The 25,204-nt window shown below is 26.0% G+C and carries 20 protein-coding genes; 17 read left to right on the forward strand and 3 right to left on the reverse strand.

Translation table 11 applies throughout. The features are described from left to right. Window positions 1-70: 70 nt before the first annotated feature. The 8 genes from hcp to ACYUEX_RS02785 all read left to right on the forward strand — a co-directional run bounded on the left by hcp (window position 71) and on the right by ACYUEX_RS02785 (window position 12,638). Window positions 71-1,723 (forward strand): hydroxylamine reductase, encoded by a 1,653-nt coding sequence (gene hcp, locus ACYUEX_RS02750; RefSeq protein ID WP_460286469.1) that lies wholly within the window; start codon window positions 71-73, stop codon window positions 1,721-1,723. A 166-nt stretch (window positions 1,724-1,889) separates the two neighbouring features. Further along, complete coding sequence (gene ric / locus ACYUEX_RS02755; RefSeq protein WP_460286470.1) at window positions 1,890-2,591, forward strand: iron-sulfur cluster repair di-iron protein; 702 nt, start codon at window positions 1,890-1,892, stop codon at window positions 2,589-2,591. 31 nt (window positions 2,592-2,622) lie between these two features. Next, a complete protein-coding gene (locus ACYUEX_RS02760) occupies window positions 2,623-3,429 on the forward strand; it encodes a DUF438 domain-containing protein (RefSeq protein WP_460286471.1) in 807 nt (268 codons plus the stop codon). 231 nt (window positions 3,430-3,660) lie between these two features. Beyond that, a complete protein-coding gene (locus ACYUEX_RS02765) occupies window positions 3,661-4,374 on the forward strand; it encodes a Crp/Fnr family transcriptional regulator (RefSeq protein WP_460286472.1) in 714 nt (237 codons plus the stop codon). A gap of 84 nt (window positions 4,375-4,458) precedes the next feature. After that, window positions 4,459-5,268 carry a nitroreductase family protein gene (locus ACYUEX_RS02770; protein ID WP_460286473.1) on the forward strand — a complete coding sequence of 270 codons (810 nt, stop codon included), beginning with the start codon at window positions 4,459-4,461 and terminating at the stop codon, window positions 5,266-5,268. Window positions 5,269-5,543: 275 nt separating this feature from the next. Further along, on the forward strand, window positions 5,544-7,805 hold the full coding sequence (locus tag ACYUEX_RS02775; protein WP_460286474.1) for a glycogen/starch/alpha-glucan phosphorylase: 2,262 nt from the start codon (window positions 5,544-5,546) through the stop codon (window positions 7,803-7,805). Window positions 7,806-8,323: 518 nt separating this feature from the next. Continuing rightward, window positions 8,324-10,474, forward strand: coding sequence for a YhgE/Pip domain-containing protein (locus tag ACYUEX_RS02780; protein WP_460286475.1), 2,151 nt, complete (start codon window positions 8,324-8,326; stop codon window positions 10,472-10,474). Between the two features lie 13 nt (window positions 10,475-10,487). After that, window positions 10,488-12,638: a YhgE/Pip family protein gene (locus ACYUEX_RS02785; protein ID WP_460286476.1), complete on the forward strand. Its 2,151-nt coding sequence runs from the start codon at window positions 10,488-10,490 to the stop codon at window positions 12,636-12,638. Between the two features lie 87 nt (window positions 12,639-12,725). Here the strand turns inward: ACYUEX_RS02785 and ACYUEX_RS02790 are convergent, their stop codons facing one another. Beyond that, window positions 12,726-13,838 carry a DEAD/DEAH box helicase gene (locus ACYUEX_RS02790; protein ID WP_460286477.1) on the reverse strand — a complete coding sequence of 371 codons (1,113 nt, stop codon included), beginning with the start codon at window positions 13,836-13,838 and terminating at the stop codon, window positions 12,726-12,728. A 283-nt stretch (window positions 13,839-14,121) separates the two neighbouring features. On the opposite strand from ACYUEX_RS02790, the gene ACYUEX_RS02795 reads away from it, so the two are divergent. From ACYUEX_RS02795 to ACYUEX_RS02810, 4 genes are all read left to right on the forward strand, one after another. Then, window positions 14,122-14,826, forward strand: coding sequence for a response regulator transcription factor (locus ACYUEX_RS02795; protein ID WP_411170166.1), 705 nt, complete (start codon window positions 14,122-14,124; stop codon window positions 14,824-14,826). Continuing rightward, window positions 14,801-16,963, forward strand: a complete 2,163-nt coding sequence (locus ACYUEX_RS02800) for a sensor histidine kinase (RefSeq protein ID WP_460286478.1) — start codon at window positions 14,801-14,803, stop codon at window positions 16,961-16,963. Before ACYUEX_RS02795 ends, ACYUEX_RS02800 begins: the two co-directional genes overlap by 26 nt. Window positions 16,964-17,230: 267 nt before the next feature. Then, window positions 17,231-18,067: a methyl-accepting chemotaxis protein gene (locus tag ACYUEX_RS02805; protein ID WP_460286479.1), complete on the forward strand. Its 837-nt coding sequence runs from the start codon at window positions 17,231-17,233 to the stop codon at window positions 18,065-18,067. A 29-nt stretch (window positions 18,068-18,096) separates the two neighbouring features. Further along, on the forward strand, window positions 18,097-18,504 hold the full coding sequence (locus tag ACYUEX_RS02810; protein ID WP_460286480.1) for a secondary thiamine-phosphate synthase enzyme YjbQ: 408 nt from the start codon (window positions 18,097-18,099) through the stop codon (window positions 18,502-18,504). A gap of 187 nt (window positions 18,505-18,691) precedes the next feature. On the opposite strand, the gene ACYUEX_RS02815 is transcribed toward ACYUEX_RS02810, so the two are convergent. Beyond that, a complete protein-coding gene (locus ACYUEX_RS02815; protein WP_460286516.1) occupies window positions 18,692-19,105 on the reverse strand; it encodes an EamA family transporter in 414 nt (137 codons plus the stop codon). A gap of 381 nt (window positions 19,106-19,486) precedes the next feature. Here ACYUEX_RS02815 and ACYUEX_RS02820 point away from each other — a divergent pair, with 381 nt between their 5' ends. Next, on the forward strand, window positions 19,487-20,251 hold the full coding sequence (locus ACYUEX_RS02820; protein ID WP_460286481.1) for a hypothetical protein: 765 nt from the start codon (window positions 19,487-19,489) through the stop codon (window positions 20,249-20,251). 47 nt (window positions 20,252-20,298) lie between these two features. Here the strand turns inward: ACYUEX_RS02820 and ACYUEX_RS02825 are convergent, their stop codons facing one another. Then, window positions 20,299-20,430 (reverse strand): hypothetical protein, encoded by a 132-nt coding sequence (locus tag ACYUEX_RS02825; protein ID WP_411170171.1) that lies wholly within the window; start codon window positions 20,428-20,430, stop codon window positions 20,299-20,301. Window positions 20,431-20,639: 209 nt separating this feature from the next. Here ACYUEX_RS02825 and ACYUEX_RS02830 point away from each other — a divergent pair, with 209 nt between their 5' ends. The 4 genes from ACYUEX_RS02830 (at window position 20,640) to ACYUEX_RS02845 (ending at window position 25,193) form a co-directional block, all read left to right on the forward strand. Beyond that, window positions 20,640-21,320 carry a response regulator transcription factor gene (locus ACYUEX_RS02830; protein ID WP_460286482.1) on the forward strand — a complete coding sequence of 227 codons (681 nt, stop codon included), beginning with the start codon at window positions 20,640-20,642 and terminating at the stop codon, window positions 21,318-21,320. Beyond that, window positions 21,311-22,327, forward strand: a complete 1,017-nt coding sequence (locus ACYUEX_RS02835; protein WP_460286483.1) for a sensor histidine kinase — start codon at window positions 21,311-21,313, stop codon at window positions 22,325-22,327. Before ACYUEX_RS02830 ends, ACYUEX_RS02835 begins: the two co-directional genes overlap by 10 nt. Window positions 22,328-22,441: 114 nt before the next feature. Beyond that, a complete protein-coding gene (locus ACYUEX_RS02840) occupies window positions 22,442-23,212 on the forward strand; it encodes an ABC transporter ATP-binding protein (protein WP_460286484.1) in 771 nt (256 codons plus the stop codon). Continuing rightward, window positions 23,202-25,193, forward strand: coding sequence for an ABC transporter permease (locus ACYUEX_RS02845; protein ID WP_460286485.1), 1,992 nt, complete (start codon window positions 23,202-23,204; stop codon window positions 25,191-25,193). Before ACYUEX_RS02840 ends, ACYUEX_RS02845 begins: the two co-directional genes overlap by 11 nt. The last annotated feature ends 11 nt before the right edge of the window (window positions 25,194-25,204 follow it).

The raw sequence follows: 25,204 nt of genomic DNA on the forward strand, positions 1-25,204 counted from the left end.
TTTTTTACATATGAATAAAATAACAATATATAAGTGATAATAGAATTATAAACAGAAAGGAGATAGAAAAATGGAAAATTCAATGTTTTGTTATCAATGTGAGCAAACAATGGGGGGAAAGGGATGTACCAAAATGGGTGTCTGCGGAAAGACTCCAGAGGTGGCAAATCTTCAAGATTTATTAATATATCAATTAAAAGGGATTGCATGTTATGCAAAGCCCCTAATTGAAAAGGGAGAAATTATAGATAAAGAAATTGTTAAATTTGTTGAAAATGGATTATTTACAACATTAACTAACGTGAATTTTGATGTAGCCTTTCATGTAAAACTGCTTAAGGAATCTCAAAAAATTAAAGAATCATTACGAAGTAAAGCTTCCAAAGGAGATTATCCAGAACAAGCAAAATATAACTTAAGCTCAAGTAAGGAAGAAATGCTAAAAGACTCAGTTAAAGCAGGAATTATGTACGATCAATCATTAGACCCTGATATAAGATCATTAAGATCAACCATTTTATATGGATTAAAAGGAATATCAGCATATGGGCATCAAGCAAGATTTATAGATTTTTATAATGATCAAGTTGACCAGTTTTATTTTATAGCATTAGAATCTTTGACTAATGATGAAATTAAATTAGAAGAATTAATACGTTTGACTATGAGAACTGGTGATATGGCAACACAGGTTATGAAAGTATTAGATGATGCAAATACCACTAAGTATAAGAATCCTATGCCGCATAAGGTAAATGTAAATACAAAAAAGGGACCTTTTATAGTTGTTTCAGGACATGACTTAAGAGATTTAGAAATGTTACTAGAGCAAACAGAAGGCAAAGGAATAAATATATATACGCATGGGGAAATGTTGCCAGCTCATGGATATGATGGATTAAAGAAATATAAGCATTTAGTAGGAAACTATGGATCAGCTTGGCAAAACCAACAAAAAGAATTTGATAATTTGCCAGGATGTATTCTTATGACAACAAACTGTTTGATGAGACCAAGAGAGAGCTATAAGGATAGAATTTATACTACTAGCGTTGTTGGTTGGGATGGAGTAAAACACATAGGTGTAGATGAAAGTGGATATAAGGACTTTTCAGAAATAATAGATAAAGCTCTTGAATTAGGTGGATTTAAGGAAGATGAAGAAGATCATGAAATATTAGTAGGATTTGGGCATAAAGCAACATTAAGTCATGCTGAAGAAATAGTATCTGCAGTTAAAGAAGGAAAGGTAAGACATTTCTTTGTAATTGGTGGCTGTGATGGAGCAAGGCCAGGAAGAAACTATTATACAGAATTTGCTGAGCAGGTACCAAATGACTGCATTATATTAACTCTAGCTTGTGGTAAATATAGATTTAATAAATTAGAGTTTGGAGATGTAGCTGGCTTACCAAGGCTATTAGATGTAGGGCAATGTAATGATGTTTATTCTGCTGTAAAAATCGCTACATCATTAGCAGATGCTTTTGATACAGATGTAAACTCTTTACCATTATCAATAATTTTATCATGGTATGAACAAAAAGCTGTTGCTGATTTATTAGCATTATTATCTCTCGGAATAAAAGGAATGTTTTTAGGGCCTTCATTGCCAGCTTTTATATCTCCAAATGTTTTGCAATATTTAGTAGACACATTTAATCTTAGACCAATTAGTACTCAGGAAGAGGATTTAAAGGAGTGTCTTAAACAGTTAGTATAATATTTAATTATTTAAAAAAGATACAGTATATACGAAAAGTGCTGTATCTTTTTATTTTATAAAATTAAATAAATATTTAAAATTTGATTCAAATCACATTTTTATTTTTAATATTTTCTTATAATTTACTCATAGATAAGAAAACTAAATGTTTGGAGGAATTAAAATGAAAAATAATATAAATGTAAATTTAAGTTTAGGTGAATGTGTTATTATTTATCCTGCAATTGTAGAAAAGTTTAATGATATGCAATTAGATTATTGCTGTGGTGGAAATAAAAATTTAGAAGTTGCACTAAATGAAAAAGAAATTGATGTGGAAAAATTTATTGAAGATGTGAATAATGAACTTGATGAATTTATATTTGATAATTCTTCATATATAAATTGGAATGAAAGATCTTCAGAAGAATTAATTAATCATATAGTAAATACTCATCATATTAAAACATTTGAATTATTAAAAGAAATCAATCCATTATTGTTAAAGGTGTTTAAAGTTCATTATGATCATTTGCCAGAAATTTTAACAAGAGTTCATAAGCTTTTTGGAGCACTAAAATGTGAATTAGAAGAACATTTAATAAAAGAAGAAAAAATACTATTTCCAAAGATAATTGAATTTGAAAAGATTAATGATAAAGTGAAAAAAGAGAGATTAAGAAAAGAAATAGAAAGCTTTATAGGAGAACATGAAGCAGCAGGAGATATACTTAAAGAGTTAGCAGATATTACAGATGACTACAACGCTCCAGAATTGGCATGTACAAGCTTTAAATTATTATATCTAAAAATGCATGAGCTTGAAAAAGATTTATTTATTCATATCCATAAAGAAAACAACATTTTATTTAAGAGATATCAATAGAAATTTTATTAAAAATATAGAGGTGATTAATTTGGAAAATAAGAGATTTATTTTAGATAATGGAGTAAATAGAGCTGTTAATGAAGAAAAGATAAAAGAATTAACTACACTTTTAAGAGGATTAAATGAAGAAGGATTAACAGAAGAGTTAAAGGAAAAGGGATTAAAGCTAGTTAAATCAATAAGCCCTTTAGAACTTTCCATGGCAGAACAAAGCTTAGTAGAGGAAGGAATGAATCCAAGCGAACTAAGACATTTATGTGAAATTCATATGATGATTTTGAAAGGTGAACTTGAGAAGCTACAAAGTAATATATCAAAAGGACATGTTTTATATACACTAATAGAAGAGCATGAATTAATTTTAAACTTCTTAAAAGAATTAGATGAAGTAACAAAGACAATATTAGATATGGATAATTTCGATGAAAGTAGAGAAGAATTTGGAAGAGTAACTGAATTAATTAATAATATACTAGATGCTGAGCCACACCACAAAAGAGAAGAGGATGTTTTGTTCCCTGAGCTTGAAACCAGGGGAATCACAGGGCCCACAAGAATAATGAGGCTTGAACATGAAGATCTAAGAAGAAAGAAGAAAGAGTTAAAGAAATTAAGTGAATCTGTTTCTCTTTTAGATTTTAATGAATATAAAAGAGAACTAAAAAGACTTTCAAATGCTATTTGCTTTGAGTTAAAAGATCATATCTTTAAGGAAAATTATATATTATATCCTACAGCATTAGAAAGTATAGAAAGTGATACTAAATGGACTAATATGAAAAAAGAATGTGATAATATAGGATATTGCACATTTACGCCTGAAGATTGTATATAGTAAAAGATATTTTATTAATTTACATTAGTTAAATATATATATCTTATTAAGTATTATAAATAATAGATACCTCCTAAGTGATAATCTAAATCTTTGATTTAGCTAGCAGAACTTACACCTAAGAACGTATGTGAATAGGTGTTTCCTATTAATCATATAATTTTAATTATAAATTTGAGTTTTATAGTATAATTAAGATAATATTATGATTTTGATTAGGAGGTATTTATTTTGAGTTGTGACTTTTGTTGTGAAAAATGTGCTAGTAGATTATATGCGCGAGAAGTACCTATATTTGAATCACTTTCTGAATCTGAGCTAGACAGAATAATAGATATAAGAAAACATATGGCTTTGAAAAAAGGAAAAAGTTTATTTTTAGAAGGAGACAAAGTTTCAAAGCTTTTTATTATAAGTGAAGGAATGATAAAAATAACTAAGAATACTGTAGAGGGTAAAGAGCAAATTATAAATATATTAACTGTTGGGGATTTTCTTGGAGAAAATAATATATTAGGAGACACCCTTGAAAGTAATGTATCTGCAATAGCTGTTAAGGATACTGAGCTATGTACTATTTCTAGGGAAGATTTAAAAGAAATACTATACTCTAATCCTTCTATTTGTTTAAAGCTTCTTTCAGAATTAAATAAAAGATTAATAGAGGTAGAGAATTTAACAAGAAATTTATCTAATAATAATCCAGAAGCAAGAATATGTTGTATGCTTTTAGAGTTTTCAGATAAATATGGAAAAGACATAAATGGAAAAATTGAAATAGATTTACCGTTAAATAGAGAAGGAATGGCTAATTATTGTGGGATAGCTAGAGAGACATTAAGTAGGAAGCTAACTTTATTAGAAAGTGAAGGTATTATAAAGCTTATTGGAAATAAAAAAATAGTAATAAATAATTTGAATTTGCTAGAAGGATCTATCTTCTAAGAAGATGTGTATTAAAGGATATAATTATATTGTAAATAATTAGAATTTTTAAAGTGACAAATATAGTCTAGGGGAAGGGTTAATATGAGTCTAATATTTAATAAGCCAATAACAGAAATAATAAAATCTAGATATTCAGTTAGAAACTACAGCGATAAGCCTTTATCTGATAAAATTATTAAAGATTTAGAAGATTATATAAGCAAATTAGATAATCCTTTTAAAATAAATATAAGAATTAGTTTGATTAAAAAGGATAGTTTTAAAAATGAGATTAAGCTTGGCACTTATGGTGTTATAAAAGGAGCAAATTATTATTTGGTAGCAGCTTGTGAAGAGAAAGATTTTGCACTAGAAGCTTTAGGATATACTCTTGAAAAAGTAATTTTATATTGTACTTCATTAGGTCTTGGAACTGTTTGGCTAGGGGGAACCTTTAGTAGAGGAGATTTTGCAAAAGCTATTAATCTTAAAGATAATGAGATATTACCAATAGTATCTCCAGTTGGCTATGAAGGTGGAAAAAAATCTTTACTAGCATCTCTTATTGGAAACAATAAAAACAATAGAAAAAAATATTTAGAGCTATTCTTTAATGAAAGCTTTAATATTCCACTTTCGATAGAAAATGCAAAGGAATATGGAGAAGCATTAGAAATGGTAAGATTAGCACCATCAGCTGTTAATAAGCAACCTTGGAGAATAATAAAGGTAAATAAAGATATACATGTATATACAAATGGAAAAGTTGATATGAATAGAATAGATATAGGTATAGCTCTTTGTCATTTTGATTTATATACAAAGGAAAAGGAAATCAATGGAGAATTTAAATTTATGAATGTCAATATTCAAAGTAAATACGAATATGTTATATCATGGATAAGGGAATAATTATAAAAAGAAAGTCGCTTTAAAGGCTTTCTTTTTATTTTGTATATAAGTGTAATAGAGATTGATTTATATATAATTAAAAAAGATCTATAAGACAAATAAATATAAATTTTTTTTAATTTATATAAATAATATACAAATAAAAGAATGAATATACAAATTGATAAATTTATAATTGGTATTATAATACGTGTAAAGGGTTTAAGACCATAAAAATTAGAATATTCAAAATTGAAATAATTATAAATTAATTTTATTTAGAGGTGGGATAGAATATGTTACAAGAAAACTTAACAAAAATTCTAGAAAAGAGATTTGATAAGACAATAAAGGAAGCAAGCAACGAAGAAATCTATTTAGCTTTATTAGAATTAACAAAAGGATCAATAAAGAAAAAAGGAACTAATAAGGGAAATAAAAAGCTTTATTATATTTCAGCAGAGTTTTTAATAGGAAAGTTATTATCAAATAACTTAATTAATTTAGGTCTTTATGAAGAAGTTAAAGAAGTATTATCAGCAAATGGTAAAGAATTAGCTGAGATAGAAGAAATAGAATTAGAACCATCATTAGGTAATGGTGGGCTTGGAAGACTAGCTGCATGTTTCTTAGATTCAATTGCAACTTTAGGATTAAATGGGGATGGAGTAGGCTTAAATTATCACTTTGGATTATTTCAACAAGTATTTGAAAGTAATAAACAAAAAACAGTTAAAAATCCATGGATAACTAGTAAAAGTTGGTTAAATAAATCAGATATAAAATTCGAAGTTTTATTTGGAGGATTTAAAGTTACATCAAGTCTTTATGATATAGATGTTACAGGTTATGATAAGGCTTGCAATAAGCTTCGTTTATTTGATATAGATACAATAGATGAAACATTAGTAGAAGAGGGTATAAACTTTGATAAGGAAGAAATAAAGAAAAACTTAACTTTATTCTTATATCCAGATGATAGCGATAAAGCTGGACATTTATTAAGAATATATCAACAATACTTTATGGTAAGTAATGCAGCTCAATTAATTTTATTAGAAGCAGAAGAAAATGGATATGATTTACACAAGTTATATGATCATGTAGTTATTCAAATAAATGATACTCATCCATCAATGGTTATTCCTGAATTAATTCGTCTTTTAGGTGAAAAGGGAATAGAAATGGAAGAAGCTATTGAAATAGTATCTAAAACTTGTGCATATACAAATCATACAATATTAGCAGAAGCATTAGAAAAGTGGCCAATAGAATATTTAGATAAAGTTGTACCACAATTAATGCCTATTATAAGAGAATTAGATAATAAAGTAAAAGCAAAATATGATGATGAGAAAGTAGCTATAATAGATAAGGGTAATAGAGTTCATATGGCACATATGGATATTCACTATGGATTTAGCGTAAATGGAGTTGCTGCTCTTCACACTGATATATTAAAGGAAGAAGAATTAAAGCCATTTTATGATATTTATCCAGAAAAGTTTAATAATAAGACAAATGGAATAACATTTAGAAGATGGTTAATCCACTGCAATAATGAACTTACTAAGTTTATAAGTGAATTAATTGGAGAAGACTTTAAAAAGGATGCTACTAAATTAGAAAATTTATTAAAATATATAGATGATAAAGCTGTTTTAAATAAGATTGGAGAAATTAAAAAGAATAATAAAATTGCTCTTAAGGATTATTTAAAAGAAACTCAAAATGTTGAAATAGATGAAAATTCTATATTTGATATTCAGATAAAGAGACTTCATGAATATAAGAGACAACAAATGAATGTACTTTATATTATTCATAAGTATTTAGATATTAAAAAGGGAAATATCCCAACAACTCCAATAACAATGATATTTGGAGCAAAAGCTGCACCAGCTTATATAATAGCTCAAGATATAATTCATACTATCTTATGCTTACAAGAAATTATAAATAATGATCCTGAAGTTAACAAATACTTAAAGGTTGTTATGATAGAAAACTATAATGTAACAAAGGCATCTAAACTAATTCCAGCTTGTGATGTTTCAGAACAAATTTCACTAGCATCTAAAGAAGCTTCAGGAACAGGGAATATGAAGTTTATGCTAAATGGAGCATTAACTTTAGGAACTGAAGATGGAGCTAATGTTGAAATACATGAATTAGTTGGAGATGACAACATTTATATCTTCGGAGAGTCAAGTGAAACTGTTATTGAACACTATAAGAAAGCAGATTATGTTTCAAAGAAATATTATGAGAAACCTGCAATAAAAGAATTAGTTGACTTTATAGTAAATGATGAAATGGTAGCAGTTGGAGATAAGGAAAACTTAACAAGACTTCATAAAGAATTAATTAATAAAGATTGGTTTATGACATTATTAGATCTTGAAGATTATATCAAGACTAAAGAAGTAGTATTTAAAGATTATGAAGATAGAGAAACTTGGAACAGAAAAGTTTTAATTAACATTAGTAAAGCCGGATTCTTCTCTTCAGATAGAACTATTGAACAATACAATAAGGAAATCTGGAAACTAAAGTAGAAGATGATTATAAATTACAACTACAAACAAAAAAAGCTGCATAAGCAGCTTTTTTTATTTAAATTACTTATAATACCTCATAAGTAATATCTTTATAAAATACTGCTCGTATTTTCTCATGAGATTGTTCTTCTCCATAAAGAGTTAGTTACTATGGCAGTAGTAGAATCAATCCAATATATATCTATATCATCGGCTAATATGTTTTTTTCATTATTTGAAATTGAAGTTTAATATTTAGATAAATCTAATAAAAATAATTTATATTTTTAATATAGGTAAATGTTTTCTATGATTTTTTGCATATAGTAAAAAATCTGACTAAGGAGTATAATATGAAAATGTAAGCATATGTAGTTAAAGAAGGGATGATTAAGTTTATATTAATTGAGTGTATAAAATTTATAGAATTAATAATGTATTAATTTATTTTATGAGTTTTATATTAAAGAAAATTAAAATTGTATTTAGTTAATTTTAAAATTATAGTAATCAAAGTAGTAGAGGAAATAAATGATATGAAAAAAATAATGACAGTTTTTGGAAGAGATTTAAAAAGTATTATAAAAAATCCAGTAGCAATGATTATTGTCATTGGAGTATGTATTATACCATCTTTATACGCATGGGTTAATATAAAAGCTTGTTGGGATCCTTATGGAAATACAAGTACTATTCCAATAGCAGTAGTAAATAATGATAAAGGAGCAACTATTGCAGGACAAAATATAAATGTAGGAGCTGAAGTAGTAGAGGAGCTTAAAGAAAATAAAAATATAGGTTGGAAATTCGTTAATAATGAAGAGGCTGATATGGGAGTTATTGATGGAACATATTTTGCAACTATAGAAATACCAGAAACTTTTTCAGAGGATTTAACGAGTATAGCAACTGATAAAAGCAAGAAACCAGAGATAACCTATAAGCTTGATACTAAAGCAAATCCAGTAGCAGGTAAAATTGCTGGTGTAGCAGAGGGGACTTTAATAGATGAAATTACTTCGAATTTTATAGAAACTGTTAATAAAAAAGCTTTCGAAAAGATTAATGGATATCAAGAGGATATAGATAAAAATAGTAATGATATAGTGAAGCTTAAAAATGCTATTATAACAATTTCTAAAGAGATGGATTCTATAATAGCAGTTTTAGAAAATGTTAATTCAAATTCGGGAAATTTAAATGACTATTTAAAAGAAGTCCAAGCTTCTATTCCTACTTTAACAAGTGGGATAACAAGTAGAGAAACAATAACTCAAAACACTGCAAATTTAATAAAATCAACAAATGATAGCTTTAATACATCTTTCAATGTATTAAATCAAAATTTAAATCAGATGAAGGTTGGTATAGGTAACATCATAAGTATATTAGATACTATGAATGTTAATGAAAGTACTACAGATATAAGTAGTAAATTAAATACTTTAAACAGTAATATGAATGTAGTAAATAATAGTATAGATGCTAATATAAGATATCTTGAAGCTATTAATAAAGAAAAACCGAATAAAGGAATTGGAGACTCAATAGTTGATTTAAAGACAGTTCAAGATAAATTAAATGAACAAACCGATATATTGAATTCAATTACAAAAGGTTATTCTACTTTAAGCGAAGATAAAAAAGAAGTTATAAATCAATTAAAAGAAAATTTAAAGCAAATTTCAAATGATATAGATAAATTAACAAGCAATTTTAAAAATAATGCAATGCCAGTATTAGATGAAATAGCTACAAGTTTAACTGATGCAACACAAAAAGGTTCTCAATTATTAACAAAATCAAAGGAATCAGTAAATGGAATAGCTACTTTGATAAACTCAGCAGCTCAAGGAAGTCAACTTACAAACAAAGTTTCAGACGATATATTAGAACAATTAAATATGTATAAAGATGATATAAAGTATGTAGGAGAGCAATTATCAAAGTTAAATGATGAAAATATAAATAGCATACTTGCAATACTTCAAAGTAATCCAGATTTAATTGCTTCTTTTATATCAAATCCATTTAATATAAAAGAAGTAAAAGTATATTCTGTTCCAAACTATGGCTCAGCAATGGCACCAATTTATTCTGTTTTAGCTCTTTGGGTTGGTGGATTAATATTAACATCAGTATTAAAAACAGAAGCGCCTAAGATTAAATGGGATGAAAAAATTACAATAAGACATAAGTATTTTGGTAAAATGTTTACATTTGTAATATTGGCTATAATACAAGGTTTAATAATAGCATTAGGTAATATATTTTTACTTAAAGTTTACTCCGTCAATCCATTTTTAATGGTAATATTTTCAGTTTTATCAGCTATAACATTTTCAATAATAATATTTACTAATGTATCATTACTTGGAAATGTAGGAAAAGCAATTAATATAATATTTATGATTATCCAATTAGCAGGTTGCGGAGGAAGTTATCCAGTACAAGTAGATCCTCTTATATTTAGAATATTACAACCATTTTTCCCGTTTACTTATGCTGTAGGAGGCTTTAGAGAGTCAATAGCAGGACCATTAGCAACTAGTGTTACATTAGATATAGTAGTACTATTAATATTTAGTGCACTATATATATTATTGGGTTTTGTTTTCAAGCCAAGATTAAATAGTGTAGTTAGCAAGTTTGAAAAAAAATTCCATGAGTCAGGTATAGGTGAATAATGGAGGGAAAATAATGAAAATGTTATTTAAGATATTTAAAAGAGATTTAATTAAAATTAAAAAAAATTATGCAGCAATGATTGTAGTAATAGGATTATGTATTATACCTTCACTATATGCTTGGATAAATATTTGGGCTTGCTGGGATCCATATGCTAATACTGGTAATTTGCCTGTGGCTGTAGTAAATAAAGATGAAGGAGCAGTAGTAAATTCTATAGAAATAAATGTTGGGGATGAGGTTGTTGAAAATTTAAAAGAAAATACTTCAATAAAGTGGGAATTTCTAGACGAATGGCAAGCAAATAATGCATTAAATCAAGGCACTTATTATGCGATAATAGAAATTCCACAAAATTTCTCAAGTGGATTAGTAAGTTTAACTACAAAAAGTCCTAAAAAACCAAATATAATATATAAATCAAATGAAAAGGCTAATGCCATTGCTACAAAAATTACTAATGTAGCTAAAGATAAATTAACAAAAGAAATAAAATCAAACTTTATAGAAACTGTTAATAAAAAGGCTTTTGATGAATTAAACAAAGTTGGATTACATTTAGAAAATAATAAGCCTAAAGTTCTTGGTATTAAAGATGTAATAAGTACTGCAGAAACTGATTTAGCAAGTATTCAAAATTATATTAATGATTCATCAAAAAATGCAGAGGATTTAAATAATTATATATATAGTATAAAAAATGATTTACCACTTATTACAGAGCAAATAAATGATTTACAAGATGCAGCAGAAGCAAGTAAAAGGCTAGTAAATGAAAGTAAAAATAATTTGATTACACTTAATGGAGACATCAATAGTAATATTATTAACTTACAGGCGCTATCACAAAAGATAGATACAATGTTAAAAAGTATGAAAAATATAAATATGCCTAAAGAGGATATTATAAAGAATATTGATCAATTACAAAGCTATACAGGAACTATGGAAGCTTTAGCAAATGCTTCTATTAAAGAATTAGAAGAAATTAATTCAACATTAAATGATGAAAAGTTAAATTTATTAATATCAAATCTTAAGAATTTAGAAAAAACATTAAAAAATCAAGAAAATATATTAAATGAATTAAAGGATAAAGTAAATAACGGTAAGATCGAAGAAGGCTTTTCTAATAATATAGATAATGTTATAAAATTAAATGAGGATGCTGTTAACAATATAATATCAATATCAAATGAATATTATAGAAATAGTACAAATACTATTAACAATGTTGCTAATACAACGAACTTAAGTTTAGATAATTTAAATTCAATTTTAGAAACATCAAAAGTAATAGTACCACAACTAAATGCTTTAGCTAATTATGGTATAGCATCAAGTAATGAAGCAATAGATGATGCAGAAAGGTTAAGCAAAAAAATAGCTACATTACAAAAAAATATAAAAGAATTAAATGAGAAATTAAATAATTTAAATGAAGAAAGTTTAGATGAAATTATAAGCATAATGGGAAAAAATCCAGAAGAAATAGCTAATTTTATATCTTCACCAATAGAAGTAAGGGAAATTGAAGTATATGGTAAAGGTGTATTTGGAATTGGATTAACTCCTTTCTATACAGTATTAGCCATATGGGTTGGTGCACTTTTAGCAGGAGCTTTGTTAACAACGCATTGTGAGGATTTTGAATATGGGCCACAACCTAGTATGATGCAAAGACATTTTGGTAAGATGCTTCTTTTTATTAGTATAAGTTTAATTCAAGCATTTATAGTAACTTTAGGTGACTGGTTAATATTAAAAATAAAGGTATATAATGTACCATTATTATTTGGTTTTTCATTTTTAACATCTATTACTTTTACAATAATAATTTTCACTCTAGTATCTATTTTGGGGAATGTAGGAAAAGCTATTGCAGTTATTATAATGGTTTTTCAGATAGCAGGGGCTGGAGGAATATACCCAATACAAACTAACCCTGAGATATTTGGAGTTTTATATCCGTTATGGCCATTTACATATGCTATAAATGGATTTAGAGAAGCAATAGCAGGACCAGTTTGGAAAACTGTAATAACTAGTGTATTAGCACTTGTAGTATATTCATTAGTGTTTATAATTCTTTCAATATTAAAGAAACCATTTCATAAGTTAATTCACTTTATGGAACATAAATTTGAAGAAGCAGAGATATAAAAATATAAGAAAAGGATATAGAAATTAAGAGTCTATATCCTTTTTGTCTTTTATTCAAAATAAAAAAAGCTGTAGTTGCAGCTTTTTTTATCTAAAGTTAACTTCACGTTCAGGAATTTTATATTGTAAATATTCTTCTATTTCCTCTAAAATATTATAATTTTTAGGATCAGTAATAAGGCAAGTGTAGCCACTATCTCCAGCACGAGCTGTTCTTCCTATTCTATGAATATAACTTTCAACACTTTCAGGTGCATCATAATTATATATGTGAGTAACTCCAGTAACATCTATACCTCTTGAAGCAACATCTGTAGCTATTAAATATTGAATATCACAGTTTCTAAAAGACTTCATTATTTTTTCTCTTTTATTTTGAGGAACATCACTATGTATTTTTTCAGTCTTTATACCTTTAGAGGAAAGCTTTGCTTCTAGCTCGTCAGCTCTTCTTTTAGTTCTGCAAAAGATAATAGACATAAAAGGATTATCTTCTTCTAAGATTTTAACTAAAGCATCAACTTTCCATCTATCAGTAGTTTTAACTACTTGTTGTTTGATGTTAGGAATTATAGATTCCTCTTCTTCTGTAATATCGATGATTTGAGGATTATTCATATATCTATAAGCTAATTTCTTTACTTTAGAATCTATAGTTGCAGAGAAACAAAGAGTTTGTAATTTTTTAGGAGCATAAGACATTATCTTTTCTATCTCATTTCTAAATCCCATTAAAAGCATTTGATCTGCTTCATCTATAACTACAGTATTTAACTTACTTAAATTTATGCTTTTTCTTTCTAAATGATCAAGTAGTCTTCCAGGAGTTGCAATAATTATATTGATTCCTTTATCAAGCTTTTTTAACTGAGAGCCTACATCTTTACCACCATAAGCTGCTAGTATTCCTAAATTGCTTATATTAAATTTATTAGCTTCTTCAGTGATTTGTATAGCTAATTCTCTTGTTGGAGATAAAATTAATACTTCTGTATTTTTAGAATTATTATTTACTCTTTGAAGAATAGGTAATAAAAAAGCTAGAGTCTTTCCAGAACCTGTTTTTGACTTAGCAATAATATCATTAGTATTCATAATTAAAGGAATAGTTTGAACTTGAATTTCAGTAGGTGTTTTTATATTATAATTATTTAATTTCTTTATTAAGTTATCATCTATTTTTAAATTTTTAAAATTCATAAATTAAGTCCTTTCATAATTTAAAATAAAATAAAGTGGAGCTTGGTATCCGGCGAAAGACAACCAAGCTCCACAAATAATTAGCACTTACGTACCAACTGCTTAATAATAATAACATTAAATTAATAAATAATCAACATAAAGTTTTTTATTTTATATTTAGAAAATCTTTAGAATTACCTAAAGTATCTCTTTAGGATTAGAAGATATACTTTAGGTAATAGGGATTAAGTAGAAATTTTATTGTATAATATTGATAGTATTTTAAAAAAGGAGTTAAGTTATGAATTCATATAATGTTTTAGTTGTAGAGGATGAAAAGGAGATAGCAGATGCTATTGAAATATACTTAAAGAACCAAGGGTATACAGTTTTTAAAGGATACAATGGAATAGAAGGACTAGAAATTATAAATAAGGAAGAAATTCATTTAGCAATAGTGGACATAATGATGCCTAAAATGGATGGTATAACTATGACTGTAAAGCTTAGAGAAAAATATGATTTTCCTATTATTATGCTTTCAGCAAAATCTGAGGAGGTTGATAAAATAGTAGGACTTAATATAGGAGCTGATGATTATGTTGCGAAGCCATTTACTCCACTAGAATTATTAGCTAGAGTAAATTCTCAGTTAAGAAGATACTCTAAATATTTAAATGCTCTTGGTGTAGAAAAAGAGAAAACAAACAGTTTTATAATAGGAGGTCTTGAATTAAATGTTGATAAAGTTGAATTAAGTGTTGACGGAAATCTAGTTAAAATAACACCAATTGAGTTTAAGATACTTCAGCTACTTATGCAAAATCCAGGGAGAGTATTTTCATCAGAAGAAATATATGAAAGAGTATGGAACGAGCAAGCAATCAATACTGATACAATAATGGTTCATGTAAGAAATATAAGAGAAAAAATTGAAATTAATCCTAAGAATCCGAAATATTTAAAGGTGGTGTGGGGAGTTGGATACAAAATTGAAAAGCAGTAAAAAAAATTACCTATTAAGCACAGTAGTATTTATATTAGTTATTTTAACATCAGTGGGTTTAGTAGCATCTTATCCAAGAATAGCTAAACTTGCAAATGAAAAAGAAAAACCTCCATATTATGAAGATTATTATTTTCAAATGGATTTATTTAAGGGAAGCTTTGTATTATATAAAGATCTTTTAGAAAAGGAACAAAACAGAGACATTTCTTCAGAAGAAATATTCTTTAAGGAATTCAAAAATGATAAATATGATTATAATTATATAAAACAAAGACTTAATTCTGAATTAAGTAATTGGAATAGAATATTAAAAAGAGATTTGAAAAATTTAGATTATTATATTATAGATAAGCAAAGCAAAGTCTCATCTACGAATACAGATAAAAATTTAGGTGCTTTAATATCTAATGAAACAAATAAAGATCTATTAAATGATTTGGAAAGTTATTATGGATATTATATGGTAATTGACTTCGATGAATATGGTGGTATTAAGGTAAATAAAATAAAGGGAGCTGATGAAAGTACAATTGATATATTTATGGATTTTCAGTGGAGAAATTTAATAGATGGATATGGTAATCTTACATTATCAAACCCTAAAAATATAACTATAACCTATGCAGTTCCTAAGGAATTGAAGTATGTAGATAGAATAAGTAATTATATGAATAGGTTTAATAGTTATGCTTATGGAGATATCATTATAATTTATGTTTTGATAGCTTATGCAGTGATAGTGCTTATATCTTTAATTATTCCATATAAAAAGTCAAAAGACATTATTGGAATTAGAAATTTTATTAAAATGCCTTTTGAGATAAATACAATTATAATTACTGTAATTACATCTTTAGTTTCGTTATCTCCGAATATATCTTACTGGACTGCAAATAATGAATGGATTAAAGAAGCTTTAGCTAAAGTTGGGATTCCAGTTATATTAACAACTCCATTATTAATGATAGGAAATGTAGCGTACTGGTTTATTTTATTAATTACAGCGTTTTCAACTATAGTTTTACTTAAATCTATATTTAATAAAGGAATAAAGAATTATATAAAAGAAAACACAATAATATATAAAATTTTTAAGTGTTTAAAAAATTTATGGATAAAAATATATGATAGTATTACAGATATAAATTTAAAAGATAAGTCTAATAAAGTAATAATTAAAATATTAGGAGTTAATCTTATAATTTTAATTTTTATGTGTAGCATATGGTTTTTCGGAATAGGTGCATCTATAATATATACAATAGTGCTATTCTTTATTTTAAGGAAACATTTTAATAATATAAAAAATAAATATCAAATATTGCTTAAGGCTACAAATAAAATTGCAGAGGGAAATTTAGATGTTACTATAGAAGAAGAACTTGGAGTTTTTGAACCACTAAAAGATGAACTACAAAAGATACAAAAGGGATTCAAAAATGCAGTTGATGAAGAGGTAAAAAGCCAAAGAATGAAAACTGAGCTTATATCAAATGTATCTCACGATTTAAAGACTCCATTAACATCAATAATTACTTATATAGACTTACTAAAAGGTGAAAATGTAAGTGAAGAAGATAGAAGGCTATATTTAGATACATTAGATAGAAAATCTCAAAGACTTAAAAATTTAATTGAGGATTTATTTGAAGTAAGTAAAGCAACAAGTAAGAATATTCAATTAAATATAGTTAATGTAGATATAGTTTCTCTTATGAAACAAACTCAATTTGAGTTAAGCGATAAAATAGAAGAGTCTTCATTAAATTTTAAATGGAATTTTCCAGAGAATAAAGTTATAGTACCTTTAGATAGTCAAAAAACTTTTAGAGTATTTGAAAATCTATTAATAAATATAGTTAAATACTCAATGCCAAATTCAAGAGTTTATATAGATATAATAGATGAAAATGAAGAGGTGTATGTGACTTTAAAAAATATGTCTGCCAATGAAATTGATTTTGCAGCTGAAGAAATCGTAGAAAGATTTGCAAGAGGAGATAAATCAAGAAATACAGAAGGGTCAGGACTTGGATTAGCAATAGCTAAAAGTTTTGTTGAATTACAAGGTGGAACATTAAATATAGAAGTAGATGGAGATTTGTTTAAAGTAATATTAAAATTTAAAAGGTAATAGAAAATATTAGCGTAAGACTAAAATAATTTTAACAGTTAACTTTAAAATCTTATAATAGCTAAAAAAGACATCAACAGGATATAATATTTATCTAATTGATGTCTTTTTTAATATTTAAAATAAAATTTGTAAAAGAAGTAGTTGAAAAATTAAATGTAAAATCTATTTTGCAACAGTCTCTTTTGAGATATAATATAACTTGATATAAAGGTTTACAATAAAATAACAATAATATAAATATGATATTTTATAGGGGGAGAGTTTATGATTTATAAAGTTGAAGAAAATGATATTATGTTAGCTTTTGATAAAGTAATTACTTACTTGAATGAGTTGTTTGAAGAAAAATTATTGGTAGCTTTTAATAATATTAAAGAGTGTATAAAGGTATATGAGGGAGAGAATATTCCTTTAAAAGTAACTGTGGGACAAGAAGTATTAAAAGGATCAGCAGCATATGAGTGTATGATGAGTAAAAGAACTATAAATAAAATAATACCTAAGGAAGTTTTTGGAGTTCCGTATAAAGTATATGCATTTCCAATATATGATAATAATAAAGAAATTGTAGGTTCAATATCTATTTGTAAGAGTTTGATAAGGCAAAATAGAATTTTAAGTATAGCAGAAAATATAGAAAGAAGTTTATCGGAAATTAGTGGAATAGTAGCAGGAATTGCAATGAGTGTTCAAAATGCTGCCCTTGAAAGTGAAAATATAAATGAGAAATCAACAATAGTAAAGAAGGAAGTTGCAGGAACTGATAAAATCTTATCAATAGTTAAGGAAATAACTAACCAAAATAATCTTCTTTCTTTAAATGCTAGGATTGAAGCAGCTAGAGTTGGAGAACTGGGAAAGGGATTTGCTGTGGTAGCTAGGGAAATGGGGAACTTGGCGAAAAATAGCAAAGATTCATTAAAGGAAATAGAGGATAAGCTTTTAAGTGTTAGAGAAGCTTTTAATGATATTACAGAGAAGTATTCTAATATGAATAGTGGCTTCGGTGAGCAAGTCTCTTCATTAGAGGAGATCGCAGCAACTATAGAGGAGTTAAATAAAACATCTACAAATCTAAGAGAGATGGCAGAAAAAATGTAGGCTGTATTTAGGATTATAGGAGGGATATTATGACAAATCTTTTTAAGCATAATTTAAAAATAAAAGATAGACAATCTATGATTAACATAACAGAAATTATAAATGAAGATATTAAAGTTTCTAATATCAAAGAAGGAATTGTAGTAGTTTATTGTCCTCATACAACAGCAGGAATTACTATTAATGAAAATGCAGATCCAGATGTGGTAAAAGATTTAATTTATGGTTTTGAAAAAGTATATCCAACTATTGATAAAAATTATAAACATTTTGAAGGAAATTCTCATGCTCATATGAAATCATCAACTATGGGAGTATCACAAACTTTAATACTTAATGATGGAATGTTAATACTTGGGAGATGGCAAGATATTTATTTTTGTGAATTTGATGGTCCAAGAGAAAGAACTTTTTATGTGAAAATAGTAAAAGGATAAAATTATAAGATAATTATGTACAGCGTAGATAGATTTGCTTTTATACGAGTCTATCTACTATTTTTTTATAAATAAATCTCATATATTAATATATCTTTTAGTAATAAAATTTAGTTTCTATAAATCATTTTGAATGCTTTTCTTAAAAGAGTATCCTTATATTATACAAGCAAAAGGCTTTGAATATTTAAAGTATCATTATAAAAGTTCCAATTGTAATAAAAATACCGCCTAATAATGTTTTTACAGTGAGAGTTTCTTTTAAAATTATAAAAGCTAGAATCATACTAATTACAACACTAAATTTATCTATTGGAACTACCTTTGAAGCTTGTCCAATCTGAAGAGCTTTATAATAAAATAACCAGGATAAGCCTGTAGCAATACCGGATAAAATTAGAAATATCCAACTTTTTTGATTTATATTAGAAATTTGATTGTAGCTTCCATTCATAAAAACTATTCCCCAAGCCATTATTAACACTACAACAGTACGTATTGCCGTAGCTAAATTTGAGTTTATATTTTCTATTCCTATTTTAGCTAAAATTGAAGTTAATGCAGCAAAAAACGCTGAGAGAAGTGCAAAGACTATCCACATATTAGAAGCTCCTTTAACATTTATTTTTTTCATGAATATAAATTTCCTCCAAATAAGACTTTTAAATAATTATATACTATAATTATTAATAAGACTATGAAATGAGAATAAAAATCAATAAAAATTTTTATTTTCTTTAAACATGTTAATTATATAAATTAAAAAATAAATATAGATAAAATTAATATAAATATAAATAATACCTAAATATGCATATAATATAAATTTATAGCATTATATATAGTAAAGGATAAAATTAAATATTATTTATAATATAATAATATTTAAAACTTAAAAAACTATTAAATTAACAGGAAAAAAGAGGAAAACTTAATGCTGTATAGAAGTATTAACTGTAACTAATTTTATGGAGGGGGTAGTATGGTATTATCAACTAATCCAGCAGTTAGGCTATACGAAATTTTAAGTGAAGCAAAGGAGTTTTGTAGTAAAAGTTCTAGTAAACAAAGTAGATTTAGAACGGTAGAATCGGTTCTTGCTCAGGTCTTTGATTTAGATATAAACGATGACGAAAAAATATTTAAATCTATCATACAAATTGTAGAAATGATAGAGAATATTAAGAAGTTAACTAATAAGATAGAGAGTGATTCTAAGGATGGATTAGTAAAAACTCTTACTAACTTTGAAAAAAAGATTATGTCAATAGGGTTAGATGATGATATACACAAGTTAGACAATATAATAACAAAAGAAATACTAATATCAATAAGCGGTTTAGCATTAGCTTTAGATGTAAGTAATCAATATAGAAATATAGAAGAAGAAAATTTAATGAAGTTCAAGGAAAAAATACACATATTGATAGAAGAATTAAATGAGTTAGAAGTAAACGAAGAACTAAAGGAGTTTTTAAATAGTGTACTTACTGATTTATACTATAAAATAGATGAATATAAGATGTATGGAATGGATGGATTAAAGATCTCCGTTGAACAAGGGCTAGGAAGTATAATGTTTAATAAAAATATTTGTGTGGAAGCTTCTAGGAATGTAAAGTTTAAAGAAAATATAAAAAAGGTTTTAAATTTACTTACAAGTATAAATACAACAATTTCATTTGTAAAAAACATTATGCCAATAGCCTCAGAAGCAAATGACATAGTAAATAGGTTGTTAGGATAAAAGTGAAGCTATATTATTGGTAATTTCCCAATAATATAGCTCTTTTTCTATTTATGTGTTGTGCGAGTCGAAGGCTCATTCTCCCCATATGGAGTCTTTTCATTGGATTTATTTTTAATCATCTTATCATAGTTAGGTGATGATGGATTAGTAGTATCTTTTGAATTTTTATTTTTCATTTAAAATCCTCCTTAATGATTATTATCAATAATTAGAATTCCCCTATTATTAGAAAATATTATTATTTATAAGTGTATAAAATAACACTTATGTAAGATATATTTAAAAGTAGAATCTTTATTATACTTAAATAATATAAAATTTTGATATATAATTTAATATAGTGGCAAAACAAGAAAATAGTGGTTTTTTATTATTAGGAGGAAAAATGGATACAAAGAAAATTTTTATAATAGAAGATGAAGATAAAATTAGAACGGAATTATGTACTTTTTTAAATAGATATGGATATGAAGCTAGTTATTCCTTAAATTTTGAAAATATAGTAGAAGAGGTTATGAAAGAAAAATATCATTTAATTTTATTAGATATTAATCTTCCTTATTATGATGGTTATTATATTTGCAGAGAAATTAGAAGACGAAGTTCTGTCCCAATAATGGTTGTAACAAGTAGAGATAGTGAAGTGGACGAGCTTATGAGTATGAATTTAGGAGCAGATGATTTCATAACAAAGCCTTATAATACTCAAATACTTTTAGCTAGAATATCTTCAATAATAAGAAGAACTTATAATAATTCTGATTCAGAAATATTGGAATATAGAGGACTTTTACATAACTTATCTACAAGTGAAGTTGAATATAATGATAAAAAAATTGAACTTAGTAAAAATGAAAGTAAAATACTATATGTTTTAATAAAAAATAAAGAAAAGATAGTATCTAGAAATGAAATAATAGAAGCTTTATGGCAGTCTGACGAATTTGTTGATGATAATACATTAACAGTAAATATAAATAGATTAAGAAAAAAATTAGAGGAAATAGGAGCAATAGACTATTTAAAAACTAAGAGAGGGCAAGGGTATATATTAATATGGGATTAATGGACTTTATTAAAGAAAGAATATTATTTGTAATTATAAGTTTATCTATATTGATATTTAGTTCAATACTTTTGCGAGCTTTAAATGTAGATTCATATGCTATTGCATTTATGTTTATACTTAATTTAATTAGTGGATTAATATTTCATGTATATGACTATTTTAATAAAAAAAAGTATTATAATGAGTTGATTTCTAATTTAGATACATTAGATAAAAAATATTTAATTTCAGATGTTGTAGATGAGGGGAATTTTATAGATAGTAAGATTTTATATTATGTAATTAAAGAAGCTAATAAAGCTATGAATGATGAAATTGCTTCTTTAAAAATAAATAATAATGAATATAGAGAATATATAGAGTTATGGGTCCATGAGATAAAAACTCCAATATCCAGCTGTAAATTACTTATAGAAAATAATAAATCAGATATTACAAAAAGTATAGATGATGAAATATATAAAGTTGAAAACTATATTGAACAAGCTCTTTTTTACACTAGAAGTAATGCTTTAGAAAAGGATTATATAATAAAAGAATTAAACCTAAAGAACTCCATTAATAAAGTTATAAAAAGAAATGCTAATACATTAATAGAAAGAAAAATAAAAATTGAAGTAAAAGATTTAGATGTAATTGTTTATTCAGATAGTAAGTGGATTGAATTTATTATAAATCAAATAATATCTAATTCTATTAAATATATTGGAAATGGTGAACGTATAATCAAGTTTTACACAAATAAGGTAGGAGAAAATATTATTTTATATATTGAAGATACAGGAATTGGAATGAGTGAAAAAGATGCAATTAAGGTTTTTGAAAAAGGATATACAGGAGAAAATGGGCGTAGATTTGGAAAATCAACAGGAATAGGTCTATATTTGTGTAAAAAGTTAGCTATAAAGCTTGGACTTGGAATAAATTTAACTTCAGAGCTTAATATTGGAACTAAAGTATCAATAATATTTCCTATAAATAGAATGATGATTTTTGAAAAGTAATTTTAAATATAGTTATATTACAAAAGTGTAAGTTTTCTGTTATGTTATTCTATGGATTGAAGGCACAATAAATCTTAGAATTATCCTATAGTAATAAATAGGAGGAAAGATAATATGGGAAAAGAAGTATTGAAAGTAAGTAATATAGAAAAGTATTATGGAAGGAAAGGTAATATTACAAAAGCAATTAATGATATAAGTTTTGCAGTTGAAGAAGGAGAATTTGTTGGTGTTATGGGAGCATCAGGAAGTGGGAAAACTACACTTTTAAACTGTATATCAACAATAGATAAGGTAAGTAGTGGACATATTTATATATCAGGAAATGATATTACAAAATTAAATTCCAAAAAGATATCAAAATTTAGAAGAGAAGAGCTAGGATTTATATTTCAGGATTTTAATCTTTTAGATACTTTAACAGCTTATGAAAATATAGCTTTAGCTTTAACTATATTAAAAATCAATCATAAGGAAATAGATAAAAGAGTAAAAGAAATAGCTAAAAAATTAAATATAGAAGAGGTTTTAAATAAATATCCATATGAAATGTCAGGTGGACAAAAGCAAAGAGTTGCATCTGCAAGAGCAATAATAACAAGCCCTTCATTAATATTAGCAGATGAGCCTACTGGAGCATTAGATTCTAAATCAGCTAAAATGCTTTTAGAAAGCTTGGAAAGTTTGAATAAAAGCCTTAATGCAACAATTATGATGGTTACTCATGATGCTTTTTCTGCTAGCTATGCAAGTCGTATTTTGTTTATTAAAGATGGAAAGATATTTAATGAGTTAGTTCGTGGAAATGATTCAAGAAAAGAATTCTTTGAGAAGATAATTGAAGTTATAACACTTCTTGGAGGTGACCAAAACAATGTATTCTAAGCTAGCATTTAGAAATTTAAAAAGAAGTTTTAGAGATTATACTATTTACTTCTTAACATTAGTATTTGGGGTATGTATATTTTATACATTTAATTCAATACAATCTCAAAGTATTATGATGGAATTAAATGAAGTTCAAGCATCGGCATTTGAACAAGTAGATGGTATAATGGGATATGCGTCAGTCTTTGTATCATTTGTTTTAGCGTTTCTAATTATATATGCAAATAACTATTTAATAAAAAGAAGAAAAAAAGAGTTTGGAATATATATGACATTAGGAATGGAAAAAGGAAATTTATCTAGAATAATATTTACAGAAACATTATTAGTAGGAGTAATTTCCTTAGCCATAGGATTAGGGCTAGGAGTGTTATTATCCCAAGGACTTTCAGTATTAACAGCTAAAATGTTTGAAGTAAACCTTATTAAATTTAAGTTTATTTTTTCATCAAGCTCAATGATAAAGACTTTAATATGTTTTGGAGCTATATATATAGTTGTATTAATGTTTAATTCCATATCCATAAGAAAAGTTGATCTTATTGATTTATTAACATCATCAAGAAAAAATGAAAGTATAAAGATAAGAAATATTTGGATTTCTGTAATAACATTTATTATAAGCTGCGCTATGCTTGGATATGCATACTATACTGTTTTAAAGGGTGGAATAGCTATAGTAAGTTTTAGTGTAAGTGGTATAAGCATATTATTAGGTGCATTAGGAACATTTTTATTTTTCTTTTCGCTATCAGGATTTTTATTAAAATTAGTTCAAGCTAATAAAAAACATTATTTAAAGGATTTAAATATGTTTGTATTGAGACAAATAAATAGTAAAATAAATACTGTATTTATATCTATGGCATTTATATGTTTAATGTTATTTATTGGAATTTGCATGTTGGCAGGCGGTCTTGGAATAAACAGTGCTATGAACGCTGATATAAAGGATTTAACTCAATATGACTTAACTTTATGGAATTTTAAAGGTACTAATATAGAAAAAGTATTACAGGAAAATGGTGTAGATTTAAATGAATACTCTAATGAATATGTGAATTATATAAATTACAATAGTGATTTAAAATATACTGATATTTTGTCAGAAGAAGGAAAGGAAAGCCTTAAAAATTATTATCCGGTTTATACAAATCAACCAGTTCAAATTATAGGATTATCAAAATTAAATGAAATAATGAATATGGCAAATAAGGAAAGTATAAAATTAAATAATGACGAATATGCAATATTTACAGATGTAAAAGATTCTATAAAGCCATTAAGTAAGACTTTAGATTCAAATAAGGAAATAAACATAAATGGATTTACACTAAAACCAAGTAAAATTGATGTTATTGAAGTTGTTGCTTATGATAATATGATGAAAAGTAACATATGTACTATTATAGTTAATGATTCAATTACTGAAGGATTAACACCAATGAGTTCTTACTTGAATTTAAATTATGATAAAAATAAAAGTAGTGTTGAACAATTAATTAAGGAAAAGATAGATAATGTTATTCAAAAAGAAGAAGGCAATATATATTATATTACAAAAGATAAGTTATTAGCAAGTTCATCAAGCCTTGGAGCCATAGTATCTTATCTGGGAATTTATATTGGAGGAGTATTTCTAATAACAGCAGCAGCAGTACTAGCACTTCAACAATTATCAGAGTCAACTGAAAATATTGAAAGATATAATTTATTAAGAAAAATAGGCGTAGATGAAAATTTAATAAATAGATCTTTATTAAGTCAAATAGCAATATACTTTATAATGCCGTTATCTTTAGCTTTAATACATTCAATAGTAGGATTAGAATTTTCTAAAAATATAGTGACTATGTTTGGAAGTATAAATATAATGAAAAATATATTAATATCATTATTTATATTAATATTAATATACGGTGGATATTTTATAGCTACTTACTTTGGAGCAAAGAAAAATATAAATCAAAGAATATAATAAATTATTTT

Source organism: Clostridium sp. CTA-7, assembly GCF_054768095.1.